23 protein-coding genes and 1 pseudogene are annotated in these 25654 nt (G+C 70.7%); 6 read left to right on the forward strand and 18 right to left on the reverse strand.

What is annotated here, in order from left to right; translation table 11 throughout:
* Positions 1-516 precede the first annotated feature (516 nt).
* Positions 517-1965: a gamma-aminobutyraldehyde dehydrogenase gene (locus tag OG875_RS06990; RefSeq protein WP_330173360.1), complete on the reverse strand. Its 1449-nt coding sequence runs from the start codon at positions 1963-1965 to the stop codon at positions 517-519.
* A gap of 175 nt (positions 1966-2140) precedes the next feature.
* On the opposite strand from OG875_RS06990, the gene OG875_RS06995 reads away from it, so the two are divergent.
* From OG875_RS06995 to OG875_RS07015, 5 genes are all read left to right on the forward strand, one after another.
* Positions 2141-2653 (forward strand): Lrp/AsnC family transcriptional regulator, encoded by a 513-nt coding sequence (locus tag OG875_RS06995; RefSeq protein WP_330173361.1) that lies wholly within the window; start codon positions 2141-2143, stop codon positions 2651-2653.
* Complete coding sequence (locus tag OG875_RS07000; protein WP_330173362.1) at positions 2638-4017, forward strand: aspartate aminotransferase family protein; 1380 nt, start codon at positions 2638-2640, stop codon at positions 4015-4017. The genes OG875_RS06995 and OG875_RS07000 overlap by 16 nt, the downstream gene beginning before the upstream one ends.
* 318 nt (positions 4018-4335) lie before the next feature.
* Entirely contained in the window at positions 4336-5064 is a 729-nt protein-coding gene (locus OG875_RS07005) for an ABC transporter ATP-binding protein (RefSeq protein WP_330173363.1), read from the forward strand.
* On the forward strand, positions 5046-6200 hold the full coding sequence (locus OG875_RS07010) for a hypothetical protein (protein ID WP_330173364.1): 1155 nt from the start codon (positions 5046-5048) through the stop codon (positions 6198-6200). The genes OG875_RS07005 and OG875_RS07010 overlap by 19 nt, the downstream gene beginning before the upstream one ends.
* A 79-nt stretch (positions 6201-6279) precedes the next feature.
* Entirely contained in the window at positions 6280-7458 is a 1179-nt protein-coding gene (locus tag OG875_RS07015) for an LOG family protein (protein WP_330173365.1), read from the forward strand.
* Positions 7459-7534: 76 nt separating this feature from the next.
* Here the strand turns inward: OG875_RS07015 and OG875_RS07020 are convergent, their stop codons facing one another.
* The 9 genes from OG875_RS07020 to rpsB all read right to left on the reverse strand — a co-directional run bounded on the left by OG875_RS07020 (position 7535) and on the right by rpsB (position 17589).
* Positions 7535-8578 (reverse strand): ABC transporter ATP-binding protein, encoded by a 1044-nt coding sequence (locus OG875_RS07020; protein WP_330177632.1) that lies wholly within the window; start codon positions 8576-8578, stop codon positions 7535-7537.
* A 5-nt stretch (positions 8579-8583) separates the two neighbouring features.
* Entirely contained in the window at positions 8584-10197 is a 1614-nt protein-coding gene (locus tag OG875_RS07025) for an ABC transporter permease (protein WP_330177633.1), read from the reverse strand.
* A 101-nt stretch (positions 10198-10298) separates the two neighbouring features.
* Positions 10299-11393, reverse strand: a complete 1095-nt coding sequence (locus tag OG875_RS07030; protein WP_330173366.1) for a thiamine ABC transporter substrate-binding protein — start codon at positions 11391-11393, stop codon at positions 10299-10301.
* A 259-nt stretch (positions 11394-11652) separates the two neighbouring features.
* Positions 11653-12765 carry a 23S rRNA (adenine(2503)-C(2))-methyltransferase RlmN gene (gene rlmN / locus OG875_RS07035; RefSeq protein ID WP_330173367.1) on the reverse strand — a complete coding sequence of 371 codons (1113 nt, stop codon included), beginning with the start codon at positions 12763-12765 and terminating at the stop codon, positions 11653-11655.
* A 178-nt stretch (positions 12766-12943) separates the two neighbouring features.
* Positions 12944-14014 (reverse strand): phosphatidate cytidylyltransferase, encoded by a 1071-nt coding sequence (locus tag OG875_RS07040; protein ID WP_330173368.1) that lies wholly within the window; start codon positions 14012-14014, stop codon positions 12944-12946.
* Entirely contained in the window at positions 14014-14571 is a 558-nt protein-coding gene (gene frr, locus OG875_RS07045; protein ID WP_031229369.1) for a ribosome recycling factor, read from the reverse strand. Before frr ends, OG875_RS07040 begins: the two co-directional genes overlap by 1 nt.
* 129 nt (positions 14572-14700) lie before the next feature.
* Positions 14701-15480, reverse strand: a complete 780-nt coding sequence (pyrH, locus tag OG875_RS07050) for a UMP kinase (protein WP_330173369.1) — start codon at positions 15478-15480, stop codon at positions 14701-14703.
* 199 nt (positions 15481-15679) lie between these two features.
* Positions 15680-16540 carry a translation elongation factor Ts gene (gene tsf, locus OG875_RS07055; protein ID WP_330173370.1) on the reverse strand — a complete coding sequence of 287 codons (861 nt, stop codon included), beginning with the start codon at positions 16538-16540 and terminating at the stop codon, positions 15680-15682.
* A gap of 86 nt (positions 16541-16626) precedes the next feature.
* Positions 16627-17589 carry a 30S ribosomal protein S2 gene (gene rpsB, locus OG875_RS07060; RefSeq protein ID WP_330173371.1) on the reverse strand — a complete coding sequence of 321 codons (963 nt, stop codon included), beginning with the start codon at positions 17587-17589 and terminating at the stop codon, positions 16627-16629.
* 291 nt (positions 17590-17880) lie between these two features.
* On the opposite strand from rpsB, the pseudogene OG875_RS07065 reads away from it, so the two are divergent.
* Positions 17881-18504, forward strand: a pseudogene (locus OG875_RS07065) (peptidoglycan DD-metalloendopeptidase family protein); the annotation flags it as partial.
* 301 nt (positions 18505-18805) lie between these two features.
* On the opposite strand, the gene OG875_RS07070 reads toward OG875_RS07065, so the two are convergent.
* The 8 genes from OG875_RS07070 to lepB all read right to left on the reverse strand — a co-directional run bounded on the left by OG875_RS07070 (position 18806) and on the right by lepB (position 25615).
* Positions 18806-19366, reverse strand: a complete 561-nt coding sequence (locus OG875_RS07070; RefSeq protein ID WP_330177634.1) for a TetR/AcrR family transcriptional regulator — start codon at positions 19364-19366, stop codon at positions 18806-18808.
* A gap of 73 nt (positions 19367-19439) precedes the next feature.
* Entirely contained in the window at positions 19440-20288 is an 849-nt protein-coding gene (gene whiG / locus OG875_RS07075; RefSeq protein WP_330173372.1) for an RNA polymerase sigma factor WhiG, read from the reverse strand.
* Between the two features lie 271 nt (positions 20289-20559).
* Entirely contained in the window at positions 20560-21729 is a 1170-nt protein-coding gene (dprA, locus tag OG875_RS07080; RefSeq protein ID WP_330173373.1) for a DNA-processing protein DprA, read from the reverse strand.
* Positions 21726-23354: a YifB family Mg chelatase-like AAA ATPase gene (locus OG875_RS07085; RefSeq protein WP_330173374.1), complete on the reverse strand. Its 1629-nt coding sequence runs from the start codon at positions 23352-23354 to the stop codon at positions 21726-21728. The genes dprA and OG875_RS07085 overlap by 4 nt, the downstream gene beginning before the upstream one ends.
* Positions 23354-23716, reverse strand: a complete 363-nt coding sequence (locus OG875_RS07090; protein WP_330173375.1) for a YraN family protein — start codon at positions 23714-23716, stop codon at positions 23354-23356. The genes OG875_RS07085 and OG875_RS07090 overlap by 1 nt, the downstream gene beginning before the upstream one ends.
* Positions 23717-24001: 285 nt before the next feature.
* Positions 24002-24310: a DUF2469 domain-containing protein gene (locus tag OG875_RS07095; protein WP_003993268.1), complete on the reverse strand. Its 309-nt coding sequence runs from the start codon at positions 24308-24310 to the stop codon at positions 24002-24004.
* Between the two features lie 56 nt (positions 24311-24366).
* Positions 24367-24846, reverse strand: a complete 480-nt coding sequence (locus tag OG875_RS07100) for an NUDIX hydrolase (protein ID WP_330173376.1) — start codon at positions 24844-24846, stop codon at positions 24367-24369.
* Between the two features lies 1 nt (position 24847).
* Positions 24848-25615, reverse strand: coding sequence for a signal peptidase I (gene lepB, locus OG875_RS07105; protein ID WP_330173377.1), 768 nt, complete (start codon positions 25613-25615; stop codon positions 24848-24850).
* Between the last annotated feature and the right edge of the window lie 39 nt (positions 25616-25654).

Consider the following 25654-nt stretch of genomic DNA (forward strand, 5'->3'; position numbering starts at 1 on the left):
ACGACGGAGCCCGTCGCGGCGGGACTGGGCTCCGAGGGACATACGGCCCCGCGCGGAGGCGACGGACGACGGATAGGGCGGAGGGCGGACCTGCGAACAGGCCCGCCCTCCGCCCCGCGCGTGTGCCAACTCGGGCGACGTCTCCGCGAGTTGCCGATTGCCGAGCCAGGCACACCGCAGCAGGCACCTCAGCGGCCCAGGCACCTCGTACCACGCGTACGTCGAACGCCAACCCGGGCGACGTCGCCGCCAGTTGGCGCCCACGCACACCGCGAGCACGCGCCCCACCAGCCCGGCCCCTCGCACCGCACACGCATCGAGCGCCAACCCCGGGCCACAACCCGTGCGACGTCTCAGCCAGTTGGCGCCCACGGGCACTGCGGCAGGAGTCTCACCGGCCCAGGTGCCTCGCACCGCCCACGCGTCGGGCGCCAACCCGTGCGACGTCTCCGCGAGTTGAGGACCGAAGCACACCGCCAGCGGGCGCGCCTCAGCAGTCCGCCCCTCTCACGCCGCTCACGCGTCGAGCGACGTCATCACGTGCTTGATCCGGGTGTAGTCGTCGAAGCCGTACGCCGACAGGTCCTTGCCGTAGCCGGACTTCTTGAAGCCACCGTGCGGCATCTCGGCGATCAGCACGATGTGCGTGTTGATCCAGACACAGCCGAAGTCCAGGTTCTTGGACATCCGCATCGCGCGCCCGTGGTCCTTCGTCCACACCGACGAGGCGAGGGCGTACTCGACCCCGTTCGCGTACTCCAGCGCCTGCGCCTCGTCCGAGAACGACTGCACCGTGATGACGGGCCCGAACACCTCGTTCTGGATGATCTCGTCGTCCTGCTTGAGCCCCGAGACGACGGTCGGCGCGTAGAAGTACCCCGTGTCCCCGACCCGGTGACCGCCCGCCTCGACCTTGGCGTGGGCCGGCAGCCGCTCGATGAAGCCCGAGACGTGCTTGAGCTGGTTGGCGTTGTTCAGCGGCCCGTACAGCACGTCCTCGTCGTCCGGAGCCCCCGTCTTGGTCTCGGCGGCGGCCTTGGCCAGCGCCGCCACGAACTCGTCGTGGACGTCCTCGTGCACCAGCACCCGGCACGCCGCCGTACAGTCCTGCCCGGCGTTGAAGAAGCCCGCCACCGAGATCTCCTCGACGGCCTTGGTGATCGCCTCGCTGTCGAGGTCCTCGAAGACGACGACGGGCGCCTTGCCGCCCAGCTCCAGATGCACGCGCTTGACGTCCCGGCCCGCGGACTCGGCGACCTGCATCCCGGCCCGTACGGAGCCGGTGATGGAGACCATCGCCGGAGTCGGGTGCTCGACCATGGCGCGCCCGCTGTCACGGTCGCCGCAGATGACGTTGAAGACGCCCTTGGGCGCGATGGCGCCGATGATCTCCGCGATCAGCAGCGTGGAGGCGGGGGTGGTGTCCGACGGCTTCAGTACGACGGTGTTGCCCGCCGCGAGCGCCGGGGCGAACTTCCACACCGCCATCATCATCGGGTAGTTCCACGGGGCGACCTGCGCGCAGACGCCCACCGGCTCACGGCGCACGATGGAGGTGAATCCCTCCATGTACTCGCCGGCCGAGCGCCCTTCGAGCATCCGCGCCGCCCCCGCGAAGAACCGGATCTGGTCCACCATCGGCGAGATCTCTTCGGTGCGGGTCAGTTCGAGCGGCTTGCCGGTGTTCTCCGACTCGGCCGCGACGAGGTCCTCGGCGCGCTCCTCGAAGGCGTCCGCGATCTTGAGCAGCACCCTCTGGCGCTTGGCCGGGGTGGTGTCGCGCCACGCGGGAAACGCCGCGGCGGCGGCCTCCATGGCGGCGTCGACGTCGGCCTGGCCGGACAGCGGGGACGTGGCGTACGCCTCCCCCGTGACCGGGTTGACCACCTCGATGGTCCGTCCGTCGGCCGCGTCCCGGAACTCCCCGTTGATGTAGTTACGCAGACGGCGCAGCTCGGTGGTCACTGCCACCCCTCCTTACAGAAGTCATGCCGGATGTCCGATGGGTGAGACACCCCACCTTAAGCGCTCGGCCGACGCATTCGACAGGCCCAACACCTCTCAACTTCGGATTCAGTCATATCGAGACCTCCGAACAACGAATATCATCGCTTCAGGGTTGCGAGACGGACGAGTCGCGGTGCACAGTGAGCCGGTGGCCAGTCGTAGCGCAGACCCCAGGAACGGGCACGGAAGCGGATCGTCGTCGGCGATCGACTCCGTGTCCCTGGCGATCATCGAACAGCTCCAGGAGGACGGACGGCGCCCTTACGCCGCGATCGGCAAGGCCGTGGGCCTTTCGGAGGCGGCCGTACGCCAGCGCGTCCAGAAACTGCTTGACCAGGGCGTCATGCAGATCGTGGCCGTGACCGACCCGCTGACCGTCGGTTTCCGGCGCCAGGCGATGGTCGGCGTCAAGGTCGAGGGCGACCTCGACACGGTGGCGGACGCGCTGACGGAACTGGACGAGTGCGAGTACGTGGTGATGACCGCGGGCTCCTTCGACCTGATCGTGGAGATCGTCTGCGAGGACGACGACCACCTGCTGGACGTCATCAACAAACGGATCCGCGCGCTCCCCGGCGTGCGCTCCACCGAGAGCTTCGTCTACCTCAAGCTGAAGAAGCAGACCTACATGTGGGGAACCCGATAGCCGTGAGCAAGGACCTCTCCAAAACCGCTTACGACCACCTGTGGATGCATTTCACCCGCATGTCGTCGTACGAGAACGCACCCGTGCCCACCATCGTGCGTGGTGAGGGCACCTACATCTACGACGCCCAGGGTAAGCGTTACCTGGACGGCCTGTCCGGCCTGTTCGTGGTCAACGCGGGCCACGGGCGGCACGAGTTGGCGGAGACCGCCTACAAGCAGGCCCAGGAACTCGCCTTCTTCCCCGTGTGGTCCTACGCCCACCCGAAGGCGATCGAACTGGCCGAGCGGCTGGCCCACCATGCGCCCGGCGACCTCAACAAGGTCTTCTTCACCACCGGCGGCGGTGAGGCGGTCGAGACCGCCTGGAAGCTCGCCAAACAGTACTTCAAGCTGACCGGCAAGCCCACCAAGTACAAGGTCATCTCGCGCGCCGTCGCCTACCACGGCACGCCGCAGGGGGCACTGTCCATCACCGGCCTGCCGGCCCTCAAGGCCCCGTTCGAGCCACTGGTCCCGGGTGCGCGCAAGGTGCCCAACACGAACATCTACCGCGCCCCGATCCACGGCGACGACCCGGAGGCGTACGGCCGCTGGGCCGCCGACCAGATCGAGCAGCAGATCCTCTTCGAGGGCCCGGACACGGTCGCCGCCGTCTTCCTGGAGCCCGTGCAGAACGCCGGCGGCTGTTTCCCGCCCCCGCCGGGGTACTTCCGGCGGGTCCGCGAGATCTGCGACCAGTACGACGTGCTGCTCGTCTCCGACGAGGTCATCTGTGCCTTCGGCCGGCTCGGCACGATGTTCGCGTGCGACAAGTTCGACTACGTACCGGACATGATCACCTGCGCCAAGGGCATGACGTCGGGCTACTCACCGATCGGCGCCTGCGTCATCTCCGACCGCCTCGCCGCGCCCTTCTACGAAGGTGACAACACCTTCCTGCACGGTTACACCTTCGGCGGCCACCCGGTCTCCGCAGCCGTCGCGCTCGCCAACCTCGACATCTTCGAGCGCGAGGGCCTCAACCAGCACGTGCTCGACAACGAGGGCGCGTTCTTCTCGACGCTGCGCAAGCTCCACGACCTGCCGATAGTCGGCGACGTACGGGGCAACGGCTTCTTCTACGGCATCGAACTGGTCAAGGACAAGGCGACCAAGGAGACGTTCACGGACGAGGAGACGGAGCGCGTCCTGTACGGCTTCCTCTCCAAGGCCCTGTACGACAGCGGGCTCTACTGCCGCGCCGACGACCGCGGCGACCCCGTCGTACAGCTGGCGCCGCCGCTGATCTCCGATCAGTCGACGTTCGACGAGATCGAGCAGATTCTGCGCACCGTCCTCACGGAGGCGTGGACGAAGCTCTGATCGCCGCGGCGTACGGGGCGGGGCGTCCAAGGCGGGGCCCACGAGGCGAGGCGGCGTTCCGTGGGACGCCGACGAGCCCGTGGTGACGGCGCTGCGTACGGGGCGCCCCGCTCCGCGTCGTTGCCCCGCGCTCTTCCGCCGCCTGACGGCCCGGGTGCCCCCGTTCGAGTGCAAAGGGCGGCGCCCGGGCCGCGTGCCGTGTACTCACCTCGTTGTCGATCCTTACGGTGCAGTACCGATCGGCTTCGCCTCGTTCTGCCCGAACGGGGCGCGGTACGTCAGCTCGTCACCGAGCCCGACCGAACCGAGGTGTACGCCATGGTTGCCCCGCCGGACGACGACGTGCTCTGGGCGCGTTCACTGCACCATTCGCACAGCGGCTCACCCGCGCTCAGCGGCGTCTCGCTCGGTGTGCGCGAGGGCGAGATCCTCGCCGTCAGCGGCGCGCGCGGCAGCGGAAAGACGACTCTGCTGCGCTGTCTCTCGGGTCAGATCGTCCCGGAGGACGGCGAGGTCTGGTTCAACAGCACCGCCGTCCACACCATGCCTCCCGTGCTGCGCGAACGGCTCCGGCGCGACCGTTTCGGCTGGATCGACTCCGACCCGGTCCTGGTCCCGGAGCTCAACGCGTGGGAGAACGCCGCGCTGCCGCTGCTGCTCCGCGGCTCCTCACGCCGCGCGGCGAAGGCCGCGGCCCTCGAGTGGCTGGAGCGGCTCGACATCAGCGCGTGCGCCCGGAGACGTCCGCACGCCCTGCTCCAGTCGCAGCGCCAGCGCGTCGCCGTGGCCCGCGCCCTCGTCGGCGCGCCGGCCGTACTGTTCGCCGACGAACCCACGGCCCCGCTGTACGCCGCCGAGCGCGCGCAGGTCCTGCGCACCCTGACGACGGCGGCGCGCTCGCACCGCATCACCGTCGTGATCGCCACCCTGGACGACGAGGTCACGTCGCTCGCCGACCGCACCGTCGTCCTGGCCGACGGCCGCCGTGTGGGCGCCCCGGGGCCGGCCGAGGCGGAAGGCCAGGCAGCGTGCTCGCTCTCCGTCTAGCCCGTGGCGGCCGCCCCCTCGTCCTGCTGCGCAGACTGCTCGTGGCCGCGGCGTCGGCGGGGGTCGGCTTCCTGCTGCTGTGCACGCTCGGGTGGGCCGTGGACCATCCCGCCGGTTCGTCGCTGCGCCTGCTGTGGTGTCTGCTCCCGCTCGGCGCCACGGTGCAGTTCGCCGTCGCGGTGGCCCGTCTGGATCCGAGTACCCGGCCGCGCTCCGGCCTCTCGGCGGTGGGCCTCGGCCGGGCGCAGCTCACCGCGCTGACCGCGGCGTCCACCGCCTTGTCCTGCACGCTCGGCAGTGTGGTGGCGCTGCTGTTCTTCCTCCATCTGCGGGGCGACCTCACGGGGCTGCCGTTCGACGGCGCCGCGTCGGACCTCCTCGGTGCCGGGCGGCCACTGCCGCTGGCCGCCGTCCTCACGTTGCTCACCGTCGTCCCGGTCCTCGCCGCGGTCGCCACGGGAGTCGCCCTGCGTCCGCGCGGGACGGGGCCGGCCGACGAGTCCGACGAGCACGCGACGACGCCCAAGCCCGCCCCGTCGGGGCTGCCTTGGGGTGTGGCTCTGACCGCGGCCGGGCTCGCCGTCGAGACGTACGCGAGCCGGGGCGGGTCGGGAGCCCCGCTGCCGCTGCCGGGACGTTTCGACGGGAGCCCGGCCGGTGTGCTGCTCGGCTGGTCGCTGACGGCGCTCGGCCTGGCCCTGGCGGGTCCCGGTATCGCGCACCTCTGCGGCCGGCTCCTCCAGTCGCTCCGTCCGGGCGCGACGAGACTGCTCGCGGGGCGTGTCCTGATGGACGAGGCGGTACGCATCGGCCGCCCGCTGGGCGTCGTCTGCGCCGTCGTGTCCGGCGGGTTCGCGGCCGCGACGCTGTACGGCCCCGGTGATCCGCGTCCGTTCGGTCCGCTCACGGGCCTCGGTGCCACGCTCGTCGTGGGGTGCACCGTGGCGACGTTGGCGACAGCGCTCCTTGAGGCCAGGCACGCCCGCACCGGGACGACGGCGGCGCTGGTCCGGGTGGGCGCCCCGGCGGGGCTCCTGCGCACCGCGTCGGCGCTGCGGGCAGGCGCGCTGCTCGCCGTGTTCGGTCCGCTGACGTGGCTGGTCGCGGCACTGGCCGCGGTGCCGCTCACCGGCTGAACAACGTCTCGGCACTCCGCGCCGGCCTGCACGCTCGAACTGCGGTTCTGCGTCCGTACGAGGGGCCTATCGTGTCCGCATGGCGTACGGCGAAGGACACGACGGACATGAAGCACAGCCGGCAGCGGAGGAAAGGGCCCCGGGGCGCTGGGAACACCGGGCGGACGGCCTGGACCGCGAGATAGAGACCCTGGGCGAGTTCGACCAGGTGATCCTGAGTGGGACACTGAGCGGTTTCCGTGTCCAGTCCGTCGACCTGACGGACCGTACGCTCGCTCTGCTGTCCACCGACACGTCCGAAACGGTCTTCCTCGGTTGCCCGATGGCCCCGGACGCCACGGCGAAGATACGCGCGGACGGGGCCCTGGTCTTCCCTCCCGTCCCGCATCTCCCCTTCGACCCGTACCGGGGACTGCTCTACACACCCGAGCACCTCTTCGAGAACCTGGACACGGGCGGGTACCAAGCGACGCCGGACGCCCTCGCCTACGAGTGGTTCCAGCGGACCAAGGCCGACGGCGACATCCTCGCCTCGATGCTGCGGTCCGTCCACGACGACGCCATCTCCGACGCGCTGGACGAACTCCTCGTCGGCGCACGGGTCGTCGGTGTGATGGGCGGCCATGCCATGGCACGGGGTACGGACGCGTACGGCGGGGCGGCGCGGCTCGGACGTGAACTGGCGCGTACGGGGCTGACCGTGGCCACCGGCGGCGGCCCCGGCGCCATGGAGGCTGCCAACCTCGGCGCGTACGCCGCCCCGCATCCGGACGCCATGCTGGACGAGGCCCTCGGGATCCTTGCCAAGACGCCGTCGTTCAGCCCGTCGATCTCCGACTGGGCGCGCGCCGCGTTCGAGGTACGGGGCCGCTGGCCCGGGGGCGACGGTTCCGTGGGCATCCCCACCTGGTTCTACGGGCACGAACCCCCGAACGCCTTCGCCGGCCACATCGCGAAGTACTTCGCCAACGCGACCCGCGAGGACGGCCTGCTCGCCCGCTGCAACTCCGGAGTCGTCTTCCTGCCCGGCGCCGCGGGCACCGTCCAGGAGATCTTCGACAACGCGACGCCCAACTATTACCAATCACGCGGCGAACCGACGCCCATGGTCCTGGTCGACCGTGCCCACTGGACGGAGCGGCTGCCGGCGTGGCCGTTGCTCATGTCGCTGGCCCGGGAGCGCTCGATGGAATCCCGTATCGCGCTGGTCGACTCCGTGGCGGAAGCGCCCGAGGCCCTGGCCCGGCTCTCGGCTTGACCGATCGACTGGGCAGGAGGTCGCCTCAACAAGCCGCCCCGTCGTGGCCTGTTGAGGTCCCGACCGTCGTCGGGCATCAGGGGTCGGCCCGCTCCGGTTCCCGTTCGTCCAGGACCACCACGTCCTCCGCGACGAAGCCGACCCCGACCGTCGCTCCCTCGTCGGGCACGTCGCGCAAGCCGCACTCGGCCTCCAACTCCGGCCCGTCGGTGGGGCGCAGCAGGACAGCCACGTGGCTGCCCCGGAAGGTGCGTGCGCCGACGGTGCAGCGCAGTCCGGTCCCGGGGCCCCCGAGCCGTACGCCGGCGGGACGTACCAGCAGGGTGCGCGGGCCCTGGGGCGAGCCGGCCGGCACGGGCAGCGTGCCCCAGGCGGTGTCGGCGTCGACGCCGCGCACCGTGGCCGCGACGACGTTGTCGAAGCCGAGGAAACGCGCCACGAACGCGGAGGCGGGGCGCTGCCAGACTTCCACGGGGGTGCCGGTCTGGGCGACACGCCCGTCACGCATCACCACGACCCGGTCCGCGAGCGCGAATGCCTCGCCCTGGTCGTGTGTGACGGCGAGCACCGTCGTACCCAACGCGCCGAACACGCCGCGCAGTTCGACCACCAGTCTTTCGCGCAGACTCCGGTCGAGCTGCCCCAGTGGTTCGTCGAGCATCAGGAGCCGGGGCCGGGGAGCGAGCGCGCGCGCCAGGGCGACGCGCTGCTGCTCTCCGCCGGACAGTGTCGCGACGGCGCGGCGCTCGCTGCCGGGAAGACCGACGAGGTCGAGCAACTCGGAGACACGTCGCCGCTGTTCACCGCGTTGTTCGCCACGCATGCGCAGCCCGAAGGCGACGTTCCCCGCGACGTCACGCTGGGGGAAGAGCTGGTGGTCCTGGAACATCAACCCGACGCCACGCCGGTGCACCGGCACCCCCGCCTGGTCGGTGCCCTCCAGTGACACCCGTCCCGTCTCCGGGGACTGAAGGCCGGCAACGACGCGGAGCAGAGTGGACTTACCGCTGCCGCTCGGGCCGAGTACGCAGACGATCTCCCGCTCGGTGACCTCCAGGTCCACCGCGTCGAGCGCCGTACGCCGCCCGAACCGCACGGTCACGTCCTCAAGGGTGAGCAGGGCCATCAGAACTCTCCGGAGCGATCGGTACGGATACGTTCGAGCACCAGCAGCGACACGGCGCACACCACCATCAGGACCGTACTGAGCGCCATCGCCTGCCCGTAGTTGAGGTCACCGGGCCGCCCCAGCAGCCGCGCCACGGCCACCGGCAGTGTCGGCCGGTCGGGCCGCGCGATGAAGACCGTGGCACCGAACTCGCCGAGCGAGACCGCGAAGGCGAACCCGGCGGCCACCAGCACCGCCATGCGCACCATCGGCAGATCCACCTCCCGCCAGGCGCGCAGCGGCGACGCCCCCAGAACGGCCGCGGCCTCACGCAGCCGCCCGTCCACCGCCCGCAGTACGGGAAGCATGACCCGTACGACGAAGGGGACCCCCACCAGCGCCTGGGCGAGCGGCACAAGGATCCAGGACGCCCGCAGGTCCAGCGGCGGCTTGTCCAGCGTGATCAGGAAACCGAAGCCGACCGTCACGGCGGAGACACCCAGCGGGAGCATCAGCAGCGCGTCGAAACCCCGTACGATACGCCCCGCCCGCCGGGTGAGTGCCGCGGCCGCCAGCCCGCCCACGACAAGTGCGACGGCGGTGGCCGTCAGGGCGTAGCGCAGGGAGTTCCCGACGGCTTCCCACGGTGGTACGAGGAACGTCCCACCGCTCGCCTCCACCGAACGGAGCGCCCGGTAGTAGTCGAAGCCATAGCCGGCGGGGCCGTCGAGGGACCGTTCGACCAGCACGCCCAGCGGCAGCAGGATCAGCACGAGTACGGTGCCGAGCACCCCGGTGAGCAGCACCCACTGCCCGGCTCCGCGCGGCCTGCGCGCCGTCCCCGCGGGGTCGACCAGATTCAGGGCCGTCTCACGCCTCCGTACGGTCCAGGCATGGAGCGCGAGGACCGCGCCGACCGCGGCGAACTGAGTGATCGTCAGGACTGCGGCGGTGGGCAGATCCAGCAACTGCGCGGTCTGCCGGTAGATCTCCACCTCGAGGGTGGAGTACGCCGGACCACCCAGGATCTGGACGATGCCGAAGGACGTGAAGGTGAAGAGGAAGACCATCAGCGCCGCCGCGGCGACGGCCGGGCCCAGCGCGGGCAATGTGACCCGCCACCACGCCGCGAGCCGCCCGGCGCCCAGGACCCGGGCGGCCTCCTCCTGACGGGGGTCGAGTTGCGCCCAGAGACCGCCCACGGTGCGGACGACCACGGCGTAGTTGAAGAAGACGTGCGCCAGGAGGATCGCCCACACCGTCGTGTCCGCCCGCACGCCCCACAGTTCGTCGAGCAGCCCGCCACGTCCGAGCAGCGCGAGGAACGCCGTACCCACGACGACGGTGGGCAACACGAACGGCACCGTCACGACGGCGCGCAGAAGCTGCTTGCCGGGGAACGCCAAGCGCGCGAAGACGTAGGCGCCGGGGAGCGCGATCAGCAAGGTCAGGACGGTGGAGACAACGGCCTGCCACGTCGTGAACCACAGCACCTGCCCGATGTCGGGCCGGCCCAGCACATCGCCGAACCTGCCCCAGTGCCAGGCGCCGTCCGCTCTCAGTCCCCGGCCGACGATCGCCGCGACGGGGTAGGCGAAGAAGACGGCGAAGAAGGCGACGGGCACCACCATCAGGCCGAGGCGTACGGCGCGGCCCCGTCGGTGTGCGCCGCGCACCGCGTCGCTCCCGACCGTCCGCGGTCGCCGCCCGCCCTTCCGCGCGGCGTCCGCGCCTACTTGACTACGAGTGAGGACCACGACTGGATCCACGCGTCGCGGTTCTCGGCTATCCGCTCCGGGGCCATGGTCTGGGGATCGTCTACGACCGCCCCGTGGTCGGTGAAGAGCGCGGGTAGTTTCGCACCGTCGACGACCGGGTTGACGAACATGGTGAGCGGCAGGTCCTCCTGGAAGGTCTTGGTCAGCAGGAAGTCCAGGAGTGCCTTGCCGCCCGCCTCGTTCCTCGCCCCCTGGAGCAGGCCGGCGAACTCGATCTGGCGGAAGCAGGTACCCGCCGCGACGCCTGTCGGGGCCTCCGCGGGCCGAGGGTCGGCGTACAGGACCTCGACGGGCGGGCTCGACGCGTACGAGACGACGAGCGGACGCTCCGCCTTCGCCTTCCTGCCGCCCGCCGAGCCGGAGAAGTCCTCGTTGTACGCCTGCTCCCAGCTGTCCACGACCTGCGCGCCGTTGGCCTTGAGCTTCTTCCAGTAGTCCTGCCAGCCGTCGTCCCCGTACGCGGCGACGGTGCCGAGCAGGAAGCCGAGGCCCGGTGAGGACTGCTGGGGGTTCTCGACGACGAGGAGGTCCTTGTAGGCGGGCTTCGTCAGGTCGGCGAAGGTCTCCGGCGGCGCCAGCTTCTTGTCCGCGAAGTACTTCTTGTCGTAGTTGACGCAGATGTCCCCGGTGTCGACGGGGGTGACACGGTGCCGCGCGTCGTCGAGCCGTACGTCGGTGCGGACCTGGTCGAGGCCCTTCGCCTCGTACGGCGCGAACAGACCGTTGTCGAGGGCACGGGACAGCAGCGTGTTGTCGACTCCGAAGAACACGTCGCCCTGGGGCGCTCCCTTGGTGAGGATCTCCTTGTTGAGTGCCTCGCCGGCCTCGCCGCTCTTCAGCACCTTGACGGTGTAGCCCGTCTCCTCGGTGAATTTCTTCAGTACGGAGTCCGAGGCGGCGAACGAGTCGTGGGCGACGAGTGTCACGCTCGTGGACGTGGCCCCGTCGGGCGACGAGGAGTCCTCGGACCCACCGCCGCAGGCGGCGAGCGTGGAGACGCCCAACGCGGCGGCGACGGCGCCGGCCGCCAGCTTCTTCGTGCTACGCACGGCAATCCTCCTGGGGTCTCCAGGAGAAGACGCGGCCCCGCCCCGCACCGGCGGACCGGAGCAGGGCAGGGCACAACAGCTTGAGTGATGACCGAACTTCCTACCCAGAATGACCTGGGCAAGGTTCAGAGGGTCTGCGACGGTGGGACTCTTCCGAGCCTCTGCCGCACTCTCAGCGCTGTGGCGCTCCCCTGTCGGACTATGTGATTCGTTCGGACCCCAGCGTACAGGTGCCCCCGACGGGGCCGCACAGCCGTGCTCAGCGCTCCGTGGCCGCCAGTTGGCCGCACGCCCCGTCGATCTCCTGACCGCGGGTGTCCCGCACCGTCACGGGCACCCCGTGGGACGCCACGGCATCGACGAACGCCTTCTCGTCCTCGGGGCGGGAGGCGGTCCACTTCGAGCCGGGCGTCGGGTTGAGCGGGATCAGATTGACGTGCACCCGCTTGCCTTTGAGCAGCCGGCCCAGCAGATCCCCACGCCACGCCTGGTCGTTGATGTCGCGGATCATGGCGTACTCGACGGAGATCCGGCGGCCCGACTTCTCCGCGTACTCCCAGGCGGCGTCCAGCACCTCCCGCACCTTCCAGCGGGTGTTCACCGGTACCAGGGTGTCCCGCAGCTCGTCGTCGGGGGCGTGCAGCGAGACCGCGAGCCGGCACTTGAAGCCCTCGTCGGCGAAGCGCAGCATCGCGGGCACGAGGCCCACCGTCGAGACGGTGATGCCGCGCTGCGAGAGGCCGATACCGTCCGGCTCGGGGTCGGTGAGCCGCCGGATCGCCCCGACGACGCGGCGGTAGTTGGCGAGAGGCTCGCCCATGCCCATGAAGACGATGTTGGACAGCCGGGCGGGGCCGCCGGGGACCTCACCGTCACGCAGCGCGCGCATGCCGTCCACGATCTGGTGGACGATCTCGGCGGTGGACAGGTTACGGTCCAGTCCCGCCTGCCCCGTGGCGCAGAACGGGCAGTTCATGCCGCAGCCGGCCTGCGAGGAGATGCACATGGTGACCCGGTCCGGATAGCGCATCAGGACGGACTCGACGAGCGTGCCGTCGTGCAGCCGCCACAGCGTCTTGCGGGTCGTGTCCTCGTCGCAGGAGATGTGCCGCACCACGGACATCAGATCGGGCAGCAGCCCCGTGGCCAGCTTCTCCCGCGCGGCGGCGGGGATGTCCGTCCACTCGGCGGGGTCGTGCGCGAACCGGGCGAAGTAGTGCTGCGACAACTGCTTGGCCCGGAACCCCTTCTCGCCGAGCGCCGTGACGGCCTCACGTCGTTCCTCCGGCGTGAGGTCGGCGAGGTGCCGCGGTGGCTTCTTGGCGCCGCGGGGCGCGACGAAGGTGAGTTCTCCGGGAATGGGCGGGGCCATGAGCTGTTTTCTCCTCGGTACGACGAGGCCGGTGTTCCCCGCCGGCTGCGGGAGGGAGGGCGCGGGCACACTGCCGGTGCCAGGAGACCTCAGGTGCCTGGCCCCGCGACCGCGGAGCGCGGTGAGGCCCGCCGTCCGGGACGGCGGGCCTCACCAGGGTAACCGGTACGGAAACGGCTCAGCCCGAGCCGACGAACACCACCAGCAGCAGCCACACCACCGGAGCGGTCGGCAGCAGCGAGTCGAGGCGGTCCATGATGCCGCCGTGCCCCGGCAGCAGCGTCCCCATGTCCTTGATGCCGAGATCCCGCTTGATCATCGACTCGCCCAGGTCCCCGAGCGTGGCACTGGCCGCGACGGCCAGACCGAGGAGCAGTCCCTGCCACCAGGTGCCGTCCTCGACGAGGAACTCCATGCACAGCGCGCCCGCCGCCATCGCGAATCCCACGGCCCCGAGAAGCCCCTCGCGGGTCTTGCCGGGGCTGATCCGCGGTGCCAGTTTGCGGCTGCCGAAACGCCAGCCGATCGCGTACGCGCCGGTGTCGCTGACGATCGTCAGCACCAGGAACGTGAGCACGCGCTGCGCCCCGTCGTCCGCCATCAGCATCATCGCGACGAACGTCGCGAGGAAGGGGACGTAGAACACCGCGAAGACGCCCGCCGTCACATCCTTGAGATAGCCCTCGGGCGGCGCCGTCATGCGCCAGGCGAGCACCGCGAGGGCGGTGAGCGCGGTGGCGACCCAGGCGCCCTCCGCGCCCCGTACGTACCCGGTGACGATCATCGCCCCGCCCCCGACCGCGAGCGGGACCAGGGGCGCCTTGATGCCCTTCTTCTCGTCGAGCCGGGAGGTCAGCTCCCACAGCCCGACGACGACGGCGACCACTATCACGCCGATGAAGACGGCCTTCACGATGAACAGGGACGCCACGATCACCGCGCCGAGCCCCACACCGACCCCTATGGCCGCACGGAGATCGCGGCCCGCCCGCTTCTTCGGCGGGGGCGGTGGAGGGGCGGACATGGGCTCCTGCGGCATCTCGTCACGGAACAGGGGGCCACCCGGCCGAGCAGCCCCCCGGTCGTCATCCTGGGCCCCGCCGCTCGCGGGTACGTCGGGCACGATGGGCATGGGCCGAGTCTGCTGTGCGTCAAGCTCATCGTATGCGGGACCCGCCGGGGCAGCCCCCTGGTCAGGCGGTCCCCAGTAGCCGGTGGTCGGCGGGGCCCCCCAGGAAGAGTCGTTCATCAGACCTCGAGCAACTCGGCTTCCTTGTGCTTGAGCAGCTCGTCCACCTGGGCGACGTACTTCGCCGTGGTGTCGTCGAGCTCTTTCTCGGCGCGGCGCCCCTCGTCCTCGCCGACCTCCCCGTCCTTGATCAGCTTGTCGATCGTCTCCTTGGCCTTGCGGCGCACGGAGCGGATCGAGATCTTGGAGTCCTCCGCCTTGGTCTTGGCGACCTTGATGAACTCCTTGCGGCGGTCCTGCGTGAGCTCGGGGAACACCACGCGGATGATGTTGCCGTCGTTGCTCGGGTTCACCCCGAGGTCGGAGTCCCGGATGGCCTGCTCGATGTTGCGCAGCGCGCTCTTGTCGAACGGGGTCACCACCGCCATGCGCGGCTCGGGCACCGAGAACGACGCCAGCTGGTTGATCGGGGTCAGGGCACCGTAGTAGTCCGCCACGATCTTGTTGAACATCGCCGGGTGCGCACGACCGGTGCGGATCGCGGCGAAGTCGTCCTTGGCGACCAGGACGGCCTTCTCCATCTTCTCCTCTGCTTCGAGGAGGGTCTCTTCGATCACCACTTGCTCCTGCGTGTCTTGAGTGGGCCCGGTGTGCTCAGTGGGCCCGCGGAACCTGCGTCGCGTCTTCTTCCTGCACGGTGTCCGACCGGCAGGGCTTTGTCCATCCCCGCGCGGGGCAGCCGGAGTTCAGGCCCGGGTGCCCTGGTCGCTCACGAGCGTGCCGATCTTCTCACCCCGGACGGCGCGCGCGATATTGCCCTCGGCGAGGAGTTCGAAGACAAGGATCGGCAGGGCGTTGTCGCGGCAGAGGGTGACGGCGGTCGCGTCGGCGACCTTGAGGTTACGGGTGATCACCTCGCCGTACTCCAGCGCGTCGAACTTCACCGCGTCGGGGTTGGTCTTGGGGTCGGAGTCGTAGACCCCGTCCACGCCGTTCTTGCCCATGAGCAGCGCCTCGGCGTCGATCTCCAGGGCACGCTGGGCGGCGGTGGTGTCGGTGGAGAAGTACGGCATCCCCATGCCGGCGCCGAAGATGACGACGCGTCCCTTCTCCAGGTGCCGTACGGCGCGCAGCGGGATGTACGGCTCGGCGACCTGCCCCATGGTGATGGCGGTCTGGACACGGGAGTCGATGCCTTCCTTCTCCAGGAAGTCCTGGAGTGCCAGACAGTTCATCACCGTGCCGAGCATGCCCATGTAGTCGGAGCGGGCCCGGTCCATGCCGCGCTGCTGGAGCTCGGCGCCGCGGAAGAAGTTGCCTCCGCCGATGACGACGGCGATCTGCGCCCCGTCGCGTACGACGGCGGCGATCTCACGGGCGATGGCGTGTACGACGTCGGGGTCGACGCCGAGTGCTCCCCCGCCGGCGAACGCCTCACCGGACAGCTTCAGCATGAAACGCCCGGCCTTCTTGCCGGGGTCGTCGTTGTCGTCGGTGGACTGGGTGGCGTCCGCGCCCTTGTTCATGGGGATCTCCTCGTGCACATACGAAGAAGGCCATTGCCGATGGGTCTGTGTCCCTAGCGGCAATGGCCTCCTCGTCAGATCTGCGGCCGTCCGGCGCGTGTCCGGCCGGCGGCTGCGGTAGACCCTAGCGGGGTCCACCGTCGATCGCGTACGACTGCGCTGTCCCGGGGAGCTCGGCCCCGGGACGGTGTCCGGAACGTCAGGCGCCGACGCGGATGCGCGCGAAGCGCTTCAGCGTGACACCGGCCTCGTCCAGGACCTTCTTGACGGACTTCTTGTTGTCCTTCGCGAACGGCTGGTCGAGGAGGGTGACCTCCTTGAAGAAACCGTTGACACGACCCTCGACGATCTTGGGCAGCGCGGCCTCCGGCTTGCCCTCCTCGCGGGAGGTGGCCTCGGCGACGCGGCGCTCGTTCTCGACGACGTCGGCCGGGACGTCCTCACGGGTCAGGTACTTCGGCGCGAAAGCGGCGATGTGCTGGGCGACATCCTTGGCGACGGCGGCCGCCGTGGCGTCGTCGGCACTGCCCTTCGCCAGCTCGACCAGAACGCCCACCTGCGGCGGGAGGTCGGGCATGGTGCGGTGCATGTACGTGCCGACGAAGCTGCCCTCGCCCTGGAACTGCGCGAAGCGGTCCAGGACGATCTTCTCGCCGAGGTTGGCGTTGGCCTCGTCGACGAACGCCTGGACGGTCTTGCCGGGCTCGATCTCGGAGGCGCGCAGTACGTCGATGTCGGCGGGGCCGGTCGCGGCCACGTGCGCGGCCAGCGCGTTGGCGGCGGCCTGGAACTTGTCGCCCTTGGCGACGAAGTCCGTCTCGCACTTCAGCTCCAGCAGCACGCCGGAGGTGTTGTCGTCGGCGACGAGGGAGACGACGGCGCCGTTCTCCGCGCTGCGGCTCTCGCGCTTGGCGACGCCCTTCTGGCCCTTGACGCGGAGGACCTCGACGGCCTTGTCGACATCGCCGTCGGCCTCGACGAGCGCCTTCTTGCAGTCCATCATGCCGGCGCCGGTGAGCTCGCGGAGCTTCTTGACGTCAGCGGCGGTGTAGTTCGCCATGTCTGTGAATCTCTCTCGGAAGTCGAAGATCTACGGGTGGACGGCGGGGGCCGAAGCCCCCGCCGTCAGCAACCGAATCGTTGAGGTCAGCCCTTGTCGCTGTCCGCTGCGGGAGCCTCGGTGGCCTCGGTGGCCTCGGCAGCCTCTGCGGCCTCGACCGGAGCGGCGGCCGACTCGGCGTCGGCGACCTTCTCCGTCTCGGCGGAGGACTGGACGTCGGCCGGAGCCTCGGCGTCGGCGGCGTCGGCCGGCTTCTCGGCGTCGCCCTTCTTGTCGCCTTCGAGGAGGTCACGCTCCCACTCGGCGAGCGGCTCGCCGACGGCCTTCTCGCCCGGCTTGGAGTCGCCGGTGGCGACGCCGGAGCGGGCGATGAGGCCCTCGGCGACGGCGTCGGCGATCACGCGGGTGAGCAGGGTGACGGAGCGGATCGCGTCGTCGTTGCCCGGGATCTTGTAGTCGACCTCGTCGGGGTCGCAGTTGGTGTCGAGGATCGCGACGACCGGGATGTGGAGCTTGCGCGCCTCACCGACGGCGATGTGCTCCTTCTTGGTGTCCACGATCCAGACGGCGCTGGGCACCTTCTGCATCTCGCGGATACCACCGAGGGTCTTCTCCAGCTTGGCCTTCTCGCGGGAGAGGACCAGAAGCTCCTTCTTGGTGAGGCCGGAGGCGGCTACGTCCTCGAAGTCGATCTGCTCCAGCTCCTTCAGACGCTGAAGGCGCTTGTAGACGGTGGAGAAGTTGGTGAGCATGCCGCCCAGCCAGCGCTGGTTGACATACGGCATGCCGACCCGCGTCGCCTGCTCGGCGATGGCCTCCTGGGCCTGCTTCTTCGTACCGACGAACATGATGGAGCCGCCGTGGGCGACGGTCTCCTTGACGAACTCGTAGGCGCGGTCGATGTACGACAGCGACTGGAGCAGGTCGATGATGTAGATGCCGTTGCGCTCCGTGAAGATGAAACGCTTCATCTTCGGGTTCCAGCGGCGGGTCTGGTGACCGAAGTGGACGCCGCTCTCCAGCAGCTCCCGCATCGTGACGACGGCCATGGCCGTACTCCTTGAGGTACTCGGTTGTCGCGTCCGCCGGACGGCAGTCGCGCCTGACGCCCCGGAGCGCTTTGCCACGAAGGACCGAGAAGCGCGAACACCGGCGAAGAGGCCGGTGGCGGGGCGTGCGAAGTCGATCCGGTGACCCGGATCGCCACAGGAAGTGTACGGGACCCGCACAGCGCCCGGCGACGGAGTGCGAGGGTGACGGAGATATACACAATGGGCCGGTTATCCACAGGATCCGAGCATGATCCACTTGGATTCGCGGATTGAGGCAGCGTGGTCGGCATGATCACTGTCCACGAACTGCACATTCATACGTCCGCCCGGCCAAGCCGGACTCGCGGGCCGGGAATCCTCTCCCGATGCGTCTCCGCCGGGGTCGCCACCCTCGCGGGGGTGGTGGCGGCCGTCCTCTTCGGGCCCTCGTCCGACGCGCGGGCGTCTGATCACGAGGGGCCGGGCGCAGGCGCCGGTGGCCGCCCCGAACCGCCTCCGGCCGCTTCCGGCCCCGCCCGCCCCGCCGACACGAATCCCACCGCCGGGAACGCGCCGCTCGGTACGGAGACCGGGAGCGGTACGACCGTCGAGGGCGTCAGCGGGGACCGGGCCTGGCCCGTGGGGTCACGGCCGACCGTTCTGCGCGGATGGGAGCCACCGGCCACGCCGTACGGCCCCGGCCACCGCGGGGTGGACCTCGCCGCCGCTCCTGGATCTCTCGTACGTGCCGCCGCTCCCGGGCGGGTGTCCTTCAGCGGCCAGGTGGCGGGACGGGGCGTTCTCTCGATCACGCTGAACGGCACCGGGCAGCCGCCGCTGCGGACCACCTACGAGCCGGTCACAGCGCTTGTCGCGGAGGGCGACGAGGTGGCGGCGGGCCAGGTCGTCGCGGTCCTCGGACCGGGGCCCTTCCACTGCGCGGGCGGGTGTCTGCACTGGGGCCTGCTGCGGGGCACGGACTATCTCGACCCGCTCTCCCTGTTGCCCGACGACCTTCTCGACCGTGGGCCGGCCCGACTGCTGCCGGTGTTCGGCGTGCCCGAGCCCGCCGCCGCACGGACGTCGGGCGGACCCGTGGGAGAGCCGGGGACTCACCGTCCGCAGGATGTCTCGATCGCGGCCGACGAGACCGCGGCACTGGCGGGCGACGCGCTGCACGCCGCCGCCCTGCTCGCGGCGGCCGCGTGGGTGCGCGGGCGGAGCCGTACGGGAGTCAGGTACCGCGTACGCCTCGGAGCACCATGGACACCGCCGCTTCGGCGATCACCGCGGGATCCTCGGCCACGCCGAGCTCGATCCGCCGCACGGCGGCGTCCACGACGCCCTGGAGGAGGAGCGCGGCCAGCCTCGGCTGCTCGTGTCCCAGTTCCGAAAGGGCGTCGACGATCATCGCGATGAGCCCGCCGTGCGCCGCCCGGATCTTCTCCCGGGCACCGGCGTCGAGTTCACTCGCGGAGATGGCGACCACCGCTCGGTGTCGACGGTCACCGACCAGTCCCAACTGGCTGCGCACATACGCTTCGATCTTGTCCCCGGGGGTCGTCGCCTCGGCCATGGCGAACTCGATCTCGGCGGCCCAGACCGGAAAGTCGACGGCGCAGAGCTCCTCCACGACGGCAGCGCGCGACCGGAAGTACTCGTAGACCGACGATCTGGCGAGCCCCGTGCGCTCGGCCAGGGCGGGGAAGGTCAACGCCTCCGTGCCGCCTTCGGACAGGAGGGAGCGTGCGGCGTCCAGCAGGGCGCCGCGCTGCATGGTCCGGTGCTCGGCCACGGAGGCCGCTCGAATCCTGGGCACCCGCCCACTGTACGGCGGACCCCGCGCGCGCAGGCGGGGCAGGGACGATTCAGCGTCCCGCGTCGGCCAGTTTCGCGCGGAGCTGGAGGACCGATTTGGTGTGGATCTGGCTGACCCGGCTCTCGGTGACACCGAGGACATTGCCGATTTCCGCCAGGGTGAGGCCCTCGTAGTAGTAGAGGGTGACCACGGTCTTCTCGCGCTCGGGAAGGGTGTTGATGGCGCGGGCCAGCAGTCGGCGCAGTTCGCGGTCCTCGACCACCTCGACGGGGTCGTCGGCCGCCGTGTCCTCCAGTGTGTCCATCAGGCTGAGCCGGTCGCCGCCCTCCCCGCCGACATGCAGCAGTTCTTCCAGCGCGACGACGTTCGCCAGTGACAACTGGCTGAAAACGGCGTGCAGTTCCTCGACGGCGATCCCCATCTCGGCCGCCACCTCGGCCTCTGACGGGGTGCGCCGCAGCTGCGCCTCCAGCGTGGCGTAGGCCCGCTCGACAGCCCTGGCCTTCTGGCGTACGGAGCGCGGAATCCAGTCCAGCGCGCGCAGTTCGTCGATCATCGCGCCCCGGATGCGCGTGATGGCGTAGGTCTCGAACTTGATCGACCGCTCGATGTCGAACTTCTCGATCGCGTCGATGAGCCCGAAGACTCCGGAGGAGACGAAGTCGGCCTGCTCGACGTTGGACGGCAGTCCCACACTCACCCGGCCGGCGACGTACTTCACCAGCGGTGAGTAGTGCAGGATCAACTGCTCACGCAGCCGCTCACTGCCCGTGGTCTTGTACGACCGCCACAACGTGTCGAGCGCCGTGGGCGCGGCAGGTCGCACGTCGCCACGGGCCGCGGGAGGCACCACGGGGGGCGCCGCCGCACGGTCGGACCCGGAGGTGTGCTGGGGCATGCGTTGCCTTGAGCCGTTCTGCCGTGAAGTGAGAGGAGTACGTCTGGGGCTGTGTCTGGCGCGGATTCCAGGTGAGCGTAGCGTGACAGTACGGTCGCGGTGCGCGAAGAGGCGGCTGCGGCGCTTGTCCCGACCGGCGCTGTCGGACGCCGCCGCGGCGGTACGGTCCGGCCCCGGCGTCACGGGTATCAGCCGCTGTCGCGACGCCGGGAGGGCCGCCGGGAGAACTGCGTGGGTCATTCGGCTCACTTTTTCACCCGAGGGACCCCGGTCAAGGACCGGCTCGCCGCGTCCCGTCGTCACGTGTCGTCCGCGGCGTCAACTGCCATCCGTCCCCGTGCCGTTCGACGAACCCGAGTGAGTGAAGCTCGTACAGCCTCCCGAGGGCCTCGTCGACCGTCGTCGCGGCCTCGCGCGCGATGTCCCGCCCGCCGAGGGCACCCCGGCCGGGCAGCGCCTCCAGGATCCGCCGGGCGGGCGGATCGAGCAGGTCCCTGCCCAGGACGGGCCCGCGCCGGGCGGGGGCCAGGTCCCCCATGTCCCCCACCAGTTCGACCACTTCGGCGGCGTCGGTGACCAGCACGCCCTCGTTCCGCAGCATCTCGTGCACCCCTGCGGAGAGCCCGCTCGTCGCCGGGCCCGGGACGCCCATGGTGAAGCGTCCGAGCCGCTGTGCGCAGCGGGCGGTCACCAGGGAGCCGCTGCGGTACTCGGCCTCCACGACGACCGTTCCCCGCGTGAGCGCCGCGATGACACGGTTGCGCAGGATGAACCTGCTGCGGGTGGGATGGTCTCCGGGCGCCAGTTCCCCCACGACGAGACCCTGCTCGGCGATGCGCCGCACCAGTTCCGCGTGTCCGGGCGGATAGACGACATCGACCCCGCAGGCCAGGACGGCGATCGTGGCGCCGTCCGAGGCGAGCGCGCCCCGATGGGCGGCTCCGTCCACTCCGTACGCGGCACCGGAGGCGACCACCCAGCCGCGCTCGGCCAGACCGGACGCCATGGTCGCCGCCATGTGAGCCCCGTACGGGGTGCAGGCCCTGGCTCCCACGACGGCGACGGAGCGCAGGGCCCAGAGTCGCAGGTCGGGCGTGCCTCGTACCCAGAGCCCGATGGGCCGCGACGTGCCCAGGTCGTCGAGCTGTGTCGGCCATTCCCGGTCGCCCGGACAGACGAACCGGCCGCCGATCCCCGCGACGACCGACAGGTCCCGCTCGGGAGCGGCTGCCGCCGCGCGGGCCCGCAGGCCGCTGACGCGGCGCGGGCCGACGCCCCCCAGAGCTCTGTCGTCGGTCCCCTCGGGAGCGGTGAGGAGTTGCATCAGCCCTCGGGCGCCGTACTCGCGCAGCCACCGTCCGCCGTTCTCGTCGCCGGGCTCGATCACGCGGGTCAGTGCGGCCCGCGCCCGTCGCTCGTCCGCGTCGGCCTCCGCGGTCATGAGACGCCCCTGATCACGGCGCCGGCGCCCCGGGCGATGCCGGTGCGCAGTTCCAGTGCCACGCCCACGTCCCGTTCGTCGGGGCGCTCCCGCCCGGCGAGGTCCGCGACCGTCCACGCGACCCGCAGCACCCGGTCGAGGCCGCGAGCCGTGAGCAGCCCCCGTTCGAGGTCGCGTTCGGCCGCGTCGAGTGCCCCGGGCGCGGTCAGCCACCGGGTGCGCAGTTCGTGGCCCGGCACCTCGCTGTTGACGGTCCACGGGGTCCCCGCGAGCCGTTCCGCCGATCTCCGGCGGGCCTCCACGACCCGTTCGGCGACGACGGCCGAGGTCTCGCCCCGCCCGCCCCGGCCCATGAGGTCGGCGCGGTGCACGGGCTGAACGTCCACCCGCAGGTCGACCCGGTCGAGCAGCGGCCCGGACAGGCGCGACTGATAGCGGCGGATCGCCGAGGGCGGGCATTCGCACCCGGCGCCGTACAGGGTGTGCCGCCCGCAGGGGCACGGATTGGCCGCGAGCACCATCAGGAAGCGGGCGGGCAGCCGTACGACTCCGGCGCTGCGCGCGATCACCACCTGGCCCGACTCGAGGGGCTGGCGCAGCGCGTCGAGAGCCTTGCCGGAGAATTCCGGCGCCTCGTCCAGGAAGAGCACTCCCTTGTGCGCCAGCGAGACCGCTCCCGGTCTCGCGAGCCCATTGCCACCGCCGACGAGGGACTGCATGGTCGCCGAATGGTGCGGGGCGCAGTACGGAGCCGCACGGACGAGAGGCTCACCCGGCGGCAGGATTCCGGCGACCGAGTGCACCGCCGTGACCTCGACGGACTCCTGGCGGGTCAGGGGTGGCAGCAGTGCGGGCAGGCGTTCGGCCAGCATCGTCTTGCCCGCTCCGGGCGGCCCTTGCAGCAGCAGATGGTGTCCGCCCGCCGCGGCGACCTCCAGGGCCGTGCGGGCGGCCCGCTGTCCCGCGACGTCGGCGAGGTCCGGGCCGTGGCCGTCGTGCTGTCCGAGGCGTGTGGCGAGGCCCGTCCCCACGCCGGCGCCGGGCACGATCAGCCCGGCCAGCATCGGATCGGGCCGCCCGTCCTCGGTGACCGTCGGTTCTTCGGGCACCGGTTCGCCGGTCAGCACGGCGATGAGCTGGCGCAGGCTCCGTACGCCGAGCACCGACACCCCGGGTACCAGCGACGCCTCGCCGGCCGTCTGTTCCGGCACCACCACCTGCCGGTAGCCGGCTTCGGCCGCGGCGAGGACGGCCGGGAGGATGCCCCGTACCGGACGGACCCTGCCGTCGAGCCCCAGTTCACCGATCAGCACCAGGTCGGCGATGGCCCGCGGGTCGACGCGTTCGGCCGCCCCGAGCACACTGGCGGCAACTGCGAGATCAAAACCGGATCCGCTCTTGGGTACGGAGGCCGGGCTGAGCCCCACGGTGAGCTTCTTCTGCGGCCACTCCGCGCCGGAGTTCACGACGGCCGCCCGGACCCGGTCCCGGCTCTCCGACAGGCTCTTGTCGGGCAGCCCGACCAGGGTGAAGGCGGCGACTCCCGGTTCGAGGTCGGCCTGGACCTCCACCACCACGCCCTCGACGCCCACCAGCGCCACCGAACAGGCACGCGCGAATCCCATCAGACCACCCCTCGCGCGTGCTCGACCACGGGAGCGCCGCGTCTGGGCAGCACCACACCGATCAGATCGATCCGTACTCCGCCCGGGGGCGGTCCGCCGCACGCCTCCAGCCAGCAGGCGGCGAGGCGTCTCAGCCGCTCCGCCTTGACCGGTGTCACCGCCGCCATCGGATGCTCGAAGGAGCCTTCCCGGCGGGTCTTCACCTCACAGACGACGAGCACGTCCCCGTCGCGGGCCACGATGTCGATCTCGCCCGTCCTGCCGCACCGCCAGTTGCGGTCGATGACGGTCATTCCCGCCGCTGCCAGCCGCCGCGCGGCCAGCCCTTCGCCGTACCGCCCGAGTGCCCCCGTCGCGTTCATGTCGGCACCACCTCCGGCACCGACTCTGGGGGCGCGGCTCAGCGGTGGGTGGATGCCTGGGGACAACTCACCGGTTGTGGATAACTCCGCCACCCACCAGCGCACCAGCCGTCACACGAATCACAGCAGCCACCTCAGCCAACACGAAAGCCACCAGGAACAACCCCGGGCCGACGCACGACCCCAACCGCGCCTCACCGCCCTCACCGCCGGCACCAGGCCTCACCGCCGGCACCGCATCAACCGTGCCGCGTACCGTCCACCGCCTCAACGGCTTCAACGGCCTCAACCGCTCGGCAGCTCCAGGTCGCTCTTGTTCAGCTCCTCGATATTCACGTCCTTGAACGTGAGAACCCTCACCTGCTTGACGAATCTGGCCGGTCTGTACATGTCCCAGACCCACGCGTCCGCCATCGAGACCTCGAAGAAGACCTCACCCTGGACCGAGTGCACCTGCATCTCGTAGTCGTTGGTGAGATAGAAACGCCGTTCCGTCTCGATCACGTATTTGAACAGCCCGACGACATCGCGGTACTCCCGGTAGAGCTTCAGCTCCATCTCGGTCTCGTACTTCTCGAGGTCCTCGGCGCTCATGGCATGTTCCCCTTCAGCCGTCCGTCCCCACCATTGTGCGTCGGGCCCCGCCGCCCCTAGACGATCTCAGGGGCGAGAACCACCGGCGCACCAGGAGGACCCTCGTCGAGCAGCGTGCGCAGCAGCCCGGCGAGCCTGGTCGGGTACACCGTCTCACGCGTTGTCGACAGTTCGGCGGAGGTCCACCACCTCGAGCCCGCGACACTGCGCCGCTCCAGCTCCGTCTGCCCCTCGGCGTTGGTATCGGTCTGCGCCGTACGTGCCAGGAAGTACCACTCGTCCTGGTCCCAGCGCCGCCCGTCGAACGGAAATGAGCAGGTACGGTGCCAGAGAACCGGCCCCAGTTCGACCTCTGTGATCCCCGTCTCCTCGGCCAGCTCGCGCAGCGCGGCCTCCTGCCGTGTCTCGTCGCCCTCCAGCCCGCCGCCGGGAGTGAACCACCACTCCTTGGTCGGGTCGCCCGGCTCGTACCCGTGCATCAGCAGAATGCGGTCGTACGGGTCCAGCAGTACGACCCGTGAGACCTTCCGGAGCATGTCACCGGGCACCGGTCGGGACCTCCCCGCCGGTCCGCCCCGTACGCCGCGCCCCGCCGAGGCGCCGTGCGACCGGTTCGTACGCCGCACCGCCCAGGATCAGCAGCGCCCCGAGAACCACGGCGCCCACCAGCAGCCGCACCGGGCCGGGCTCCGACACCCCGCCGGGCAGTGCCGCGAATGCCGCCGGGCGCCCGACCATGCCGCTCGGCGGCCATGCCACGGCGTCGACCCGCGCCGTCACCGACGACCGGGGCACGGAACCCTGCCCCTGGTCCTGGAGGTGGACCCGGGAGTCCAGCGACCCGCCGCGCTCGTCGCCGAGGAGGAACAGCTGCCCCTTCGGAACCGTCGCCCCGAAGCGGGTGGTCGACGCGAGCCCGCCGGGCGTCCGCCCGACGTACGGCTCCTCGACCGCCTTCCCGTCGACGGTCAGCCGCCCCTCGGCGTCGCAGCAGGCGACCTTGTCGCCCCCGACACCGACGACCCGCTTCACCATCGGCATGTCGCCCCACTCTGCGTCCTTGAAGACGACGACGTCGCCACGCCGGACCTGGTCGCCGGATATCCGCTGCGCCAGGACGCGGTCGCCGGCCTTGACCGTCGGATCCATCGAGTCCGTCGGCACGGTGTACGGCAGGTACTCCACCGCGCCCCAGGCGAACCCGCCGAGGAAGAGCACACAGCCGACGGCCACGGCCAGCCCCGACAGCACCCTGCCGAGGCGGCCGTGGCCGCCGTTCGTCCGTCCCGCAACGCTCCCGGTCATCCCGGTCATCCCGGCCGTCCCCCGTTCCGGAGAATGATC

It is taken from the genome of Streptomyces sp. NBC_01498 (assembly GCF_036327775.1).
GTDB lineage: Bacteria > Actinomycetota > Actinomycetes > Streptomycetales > Streptomycetaceae > Streptomyces.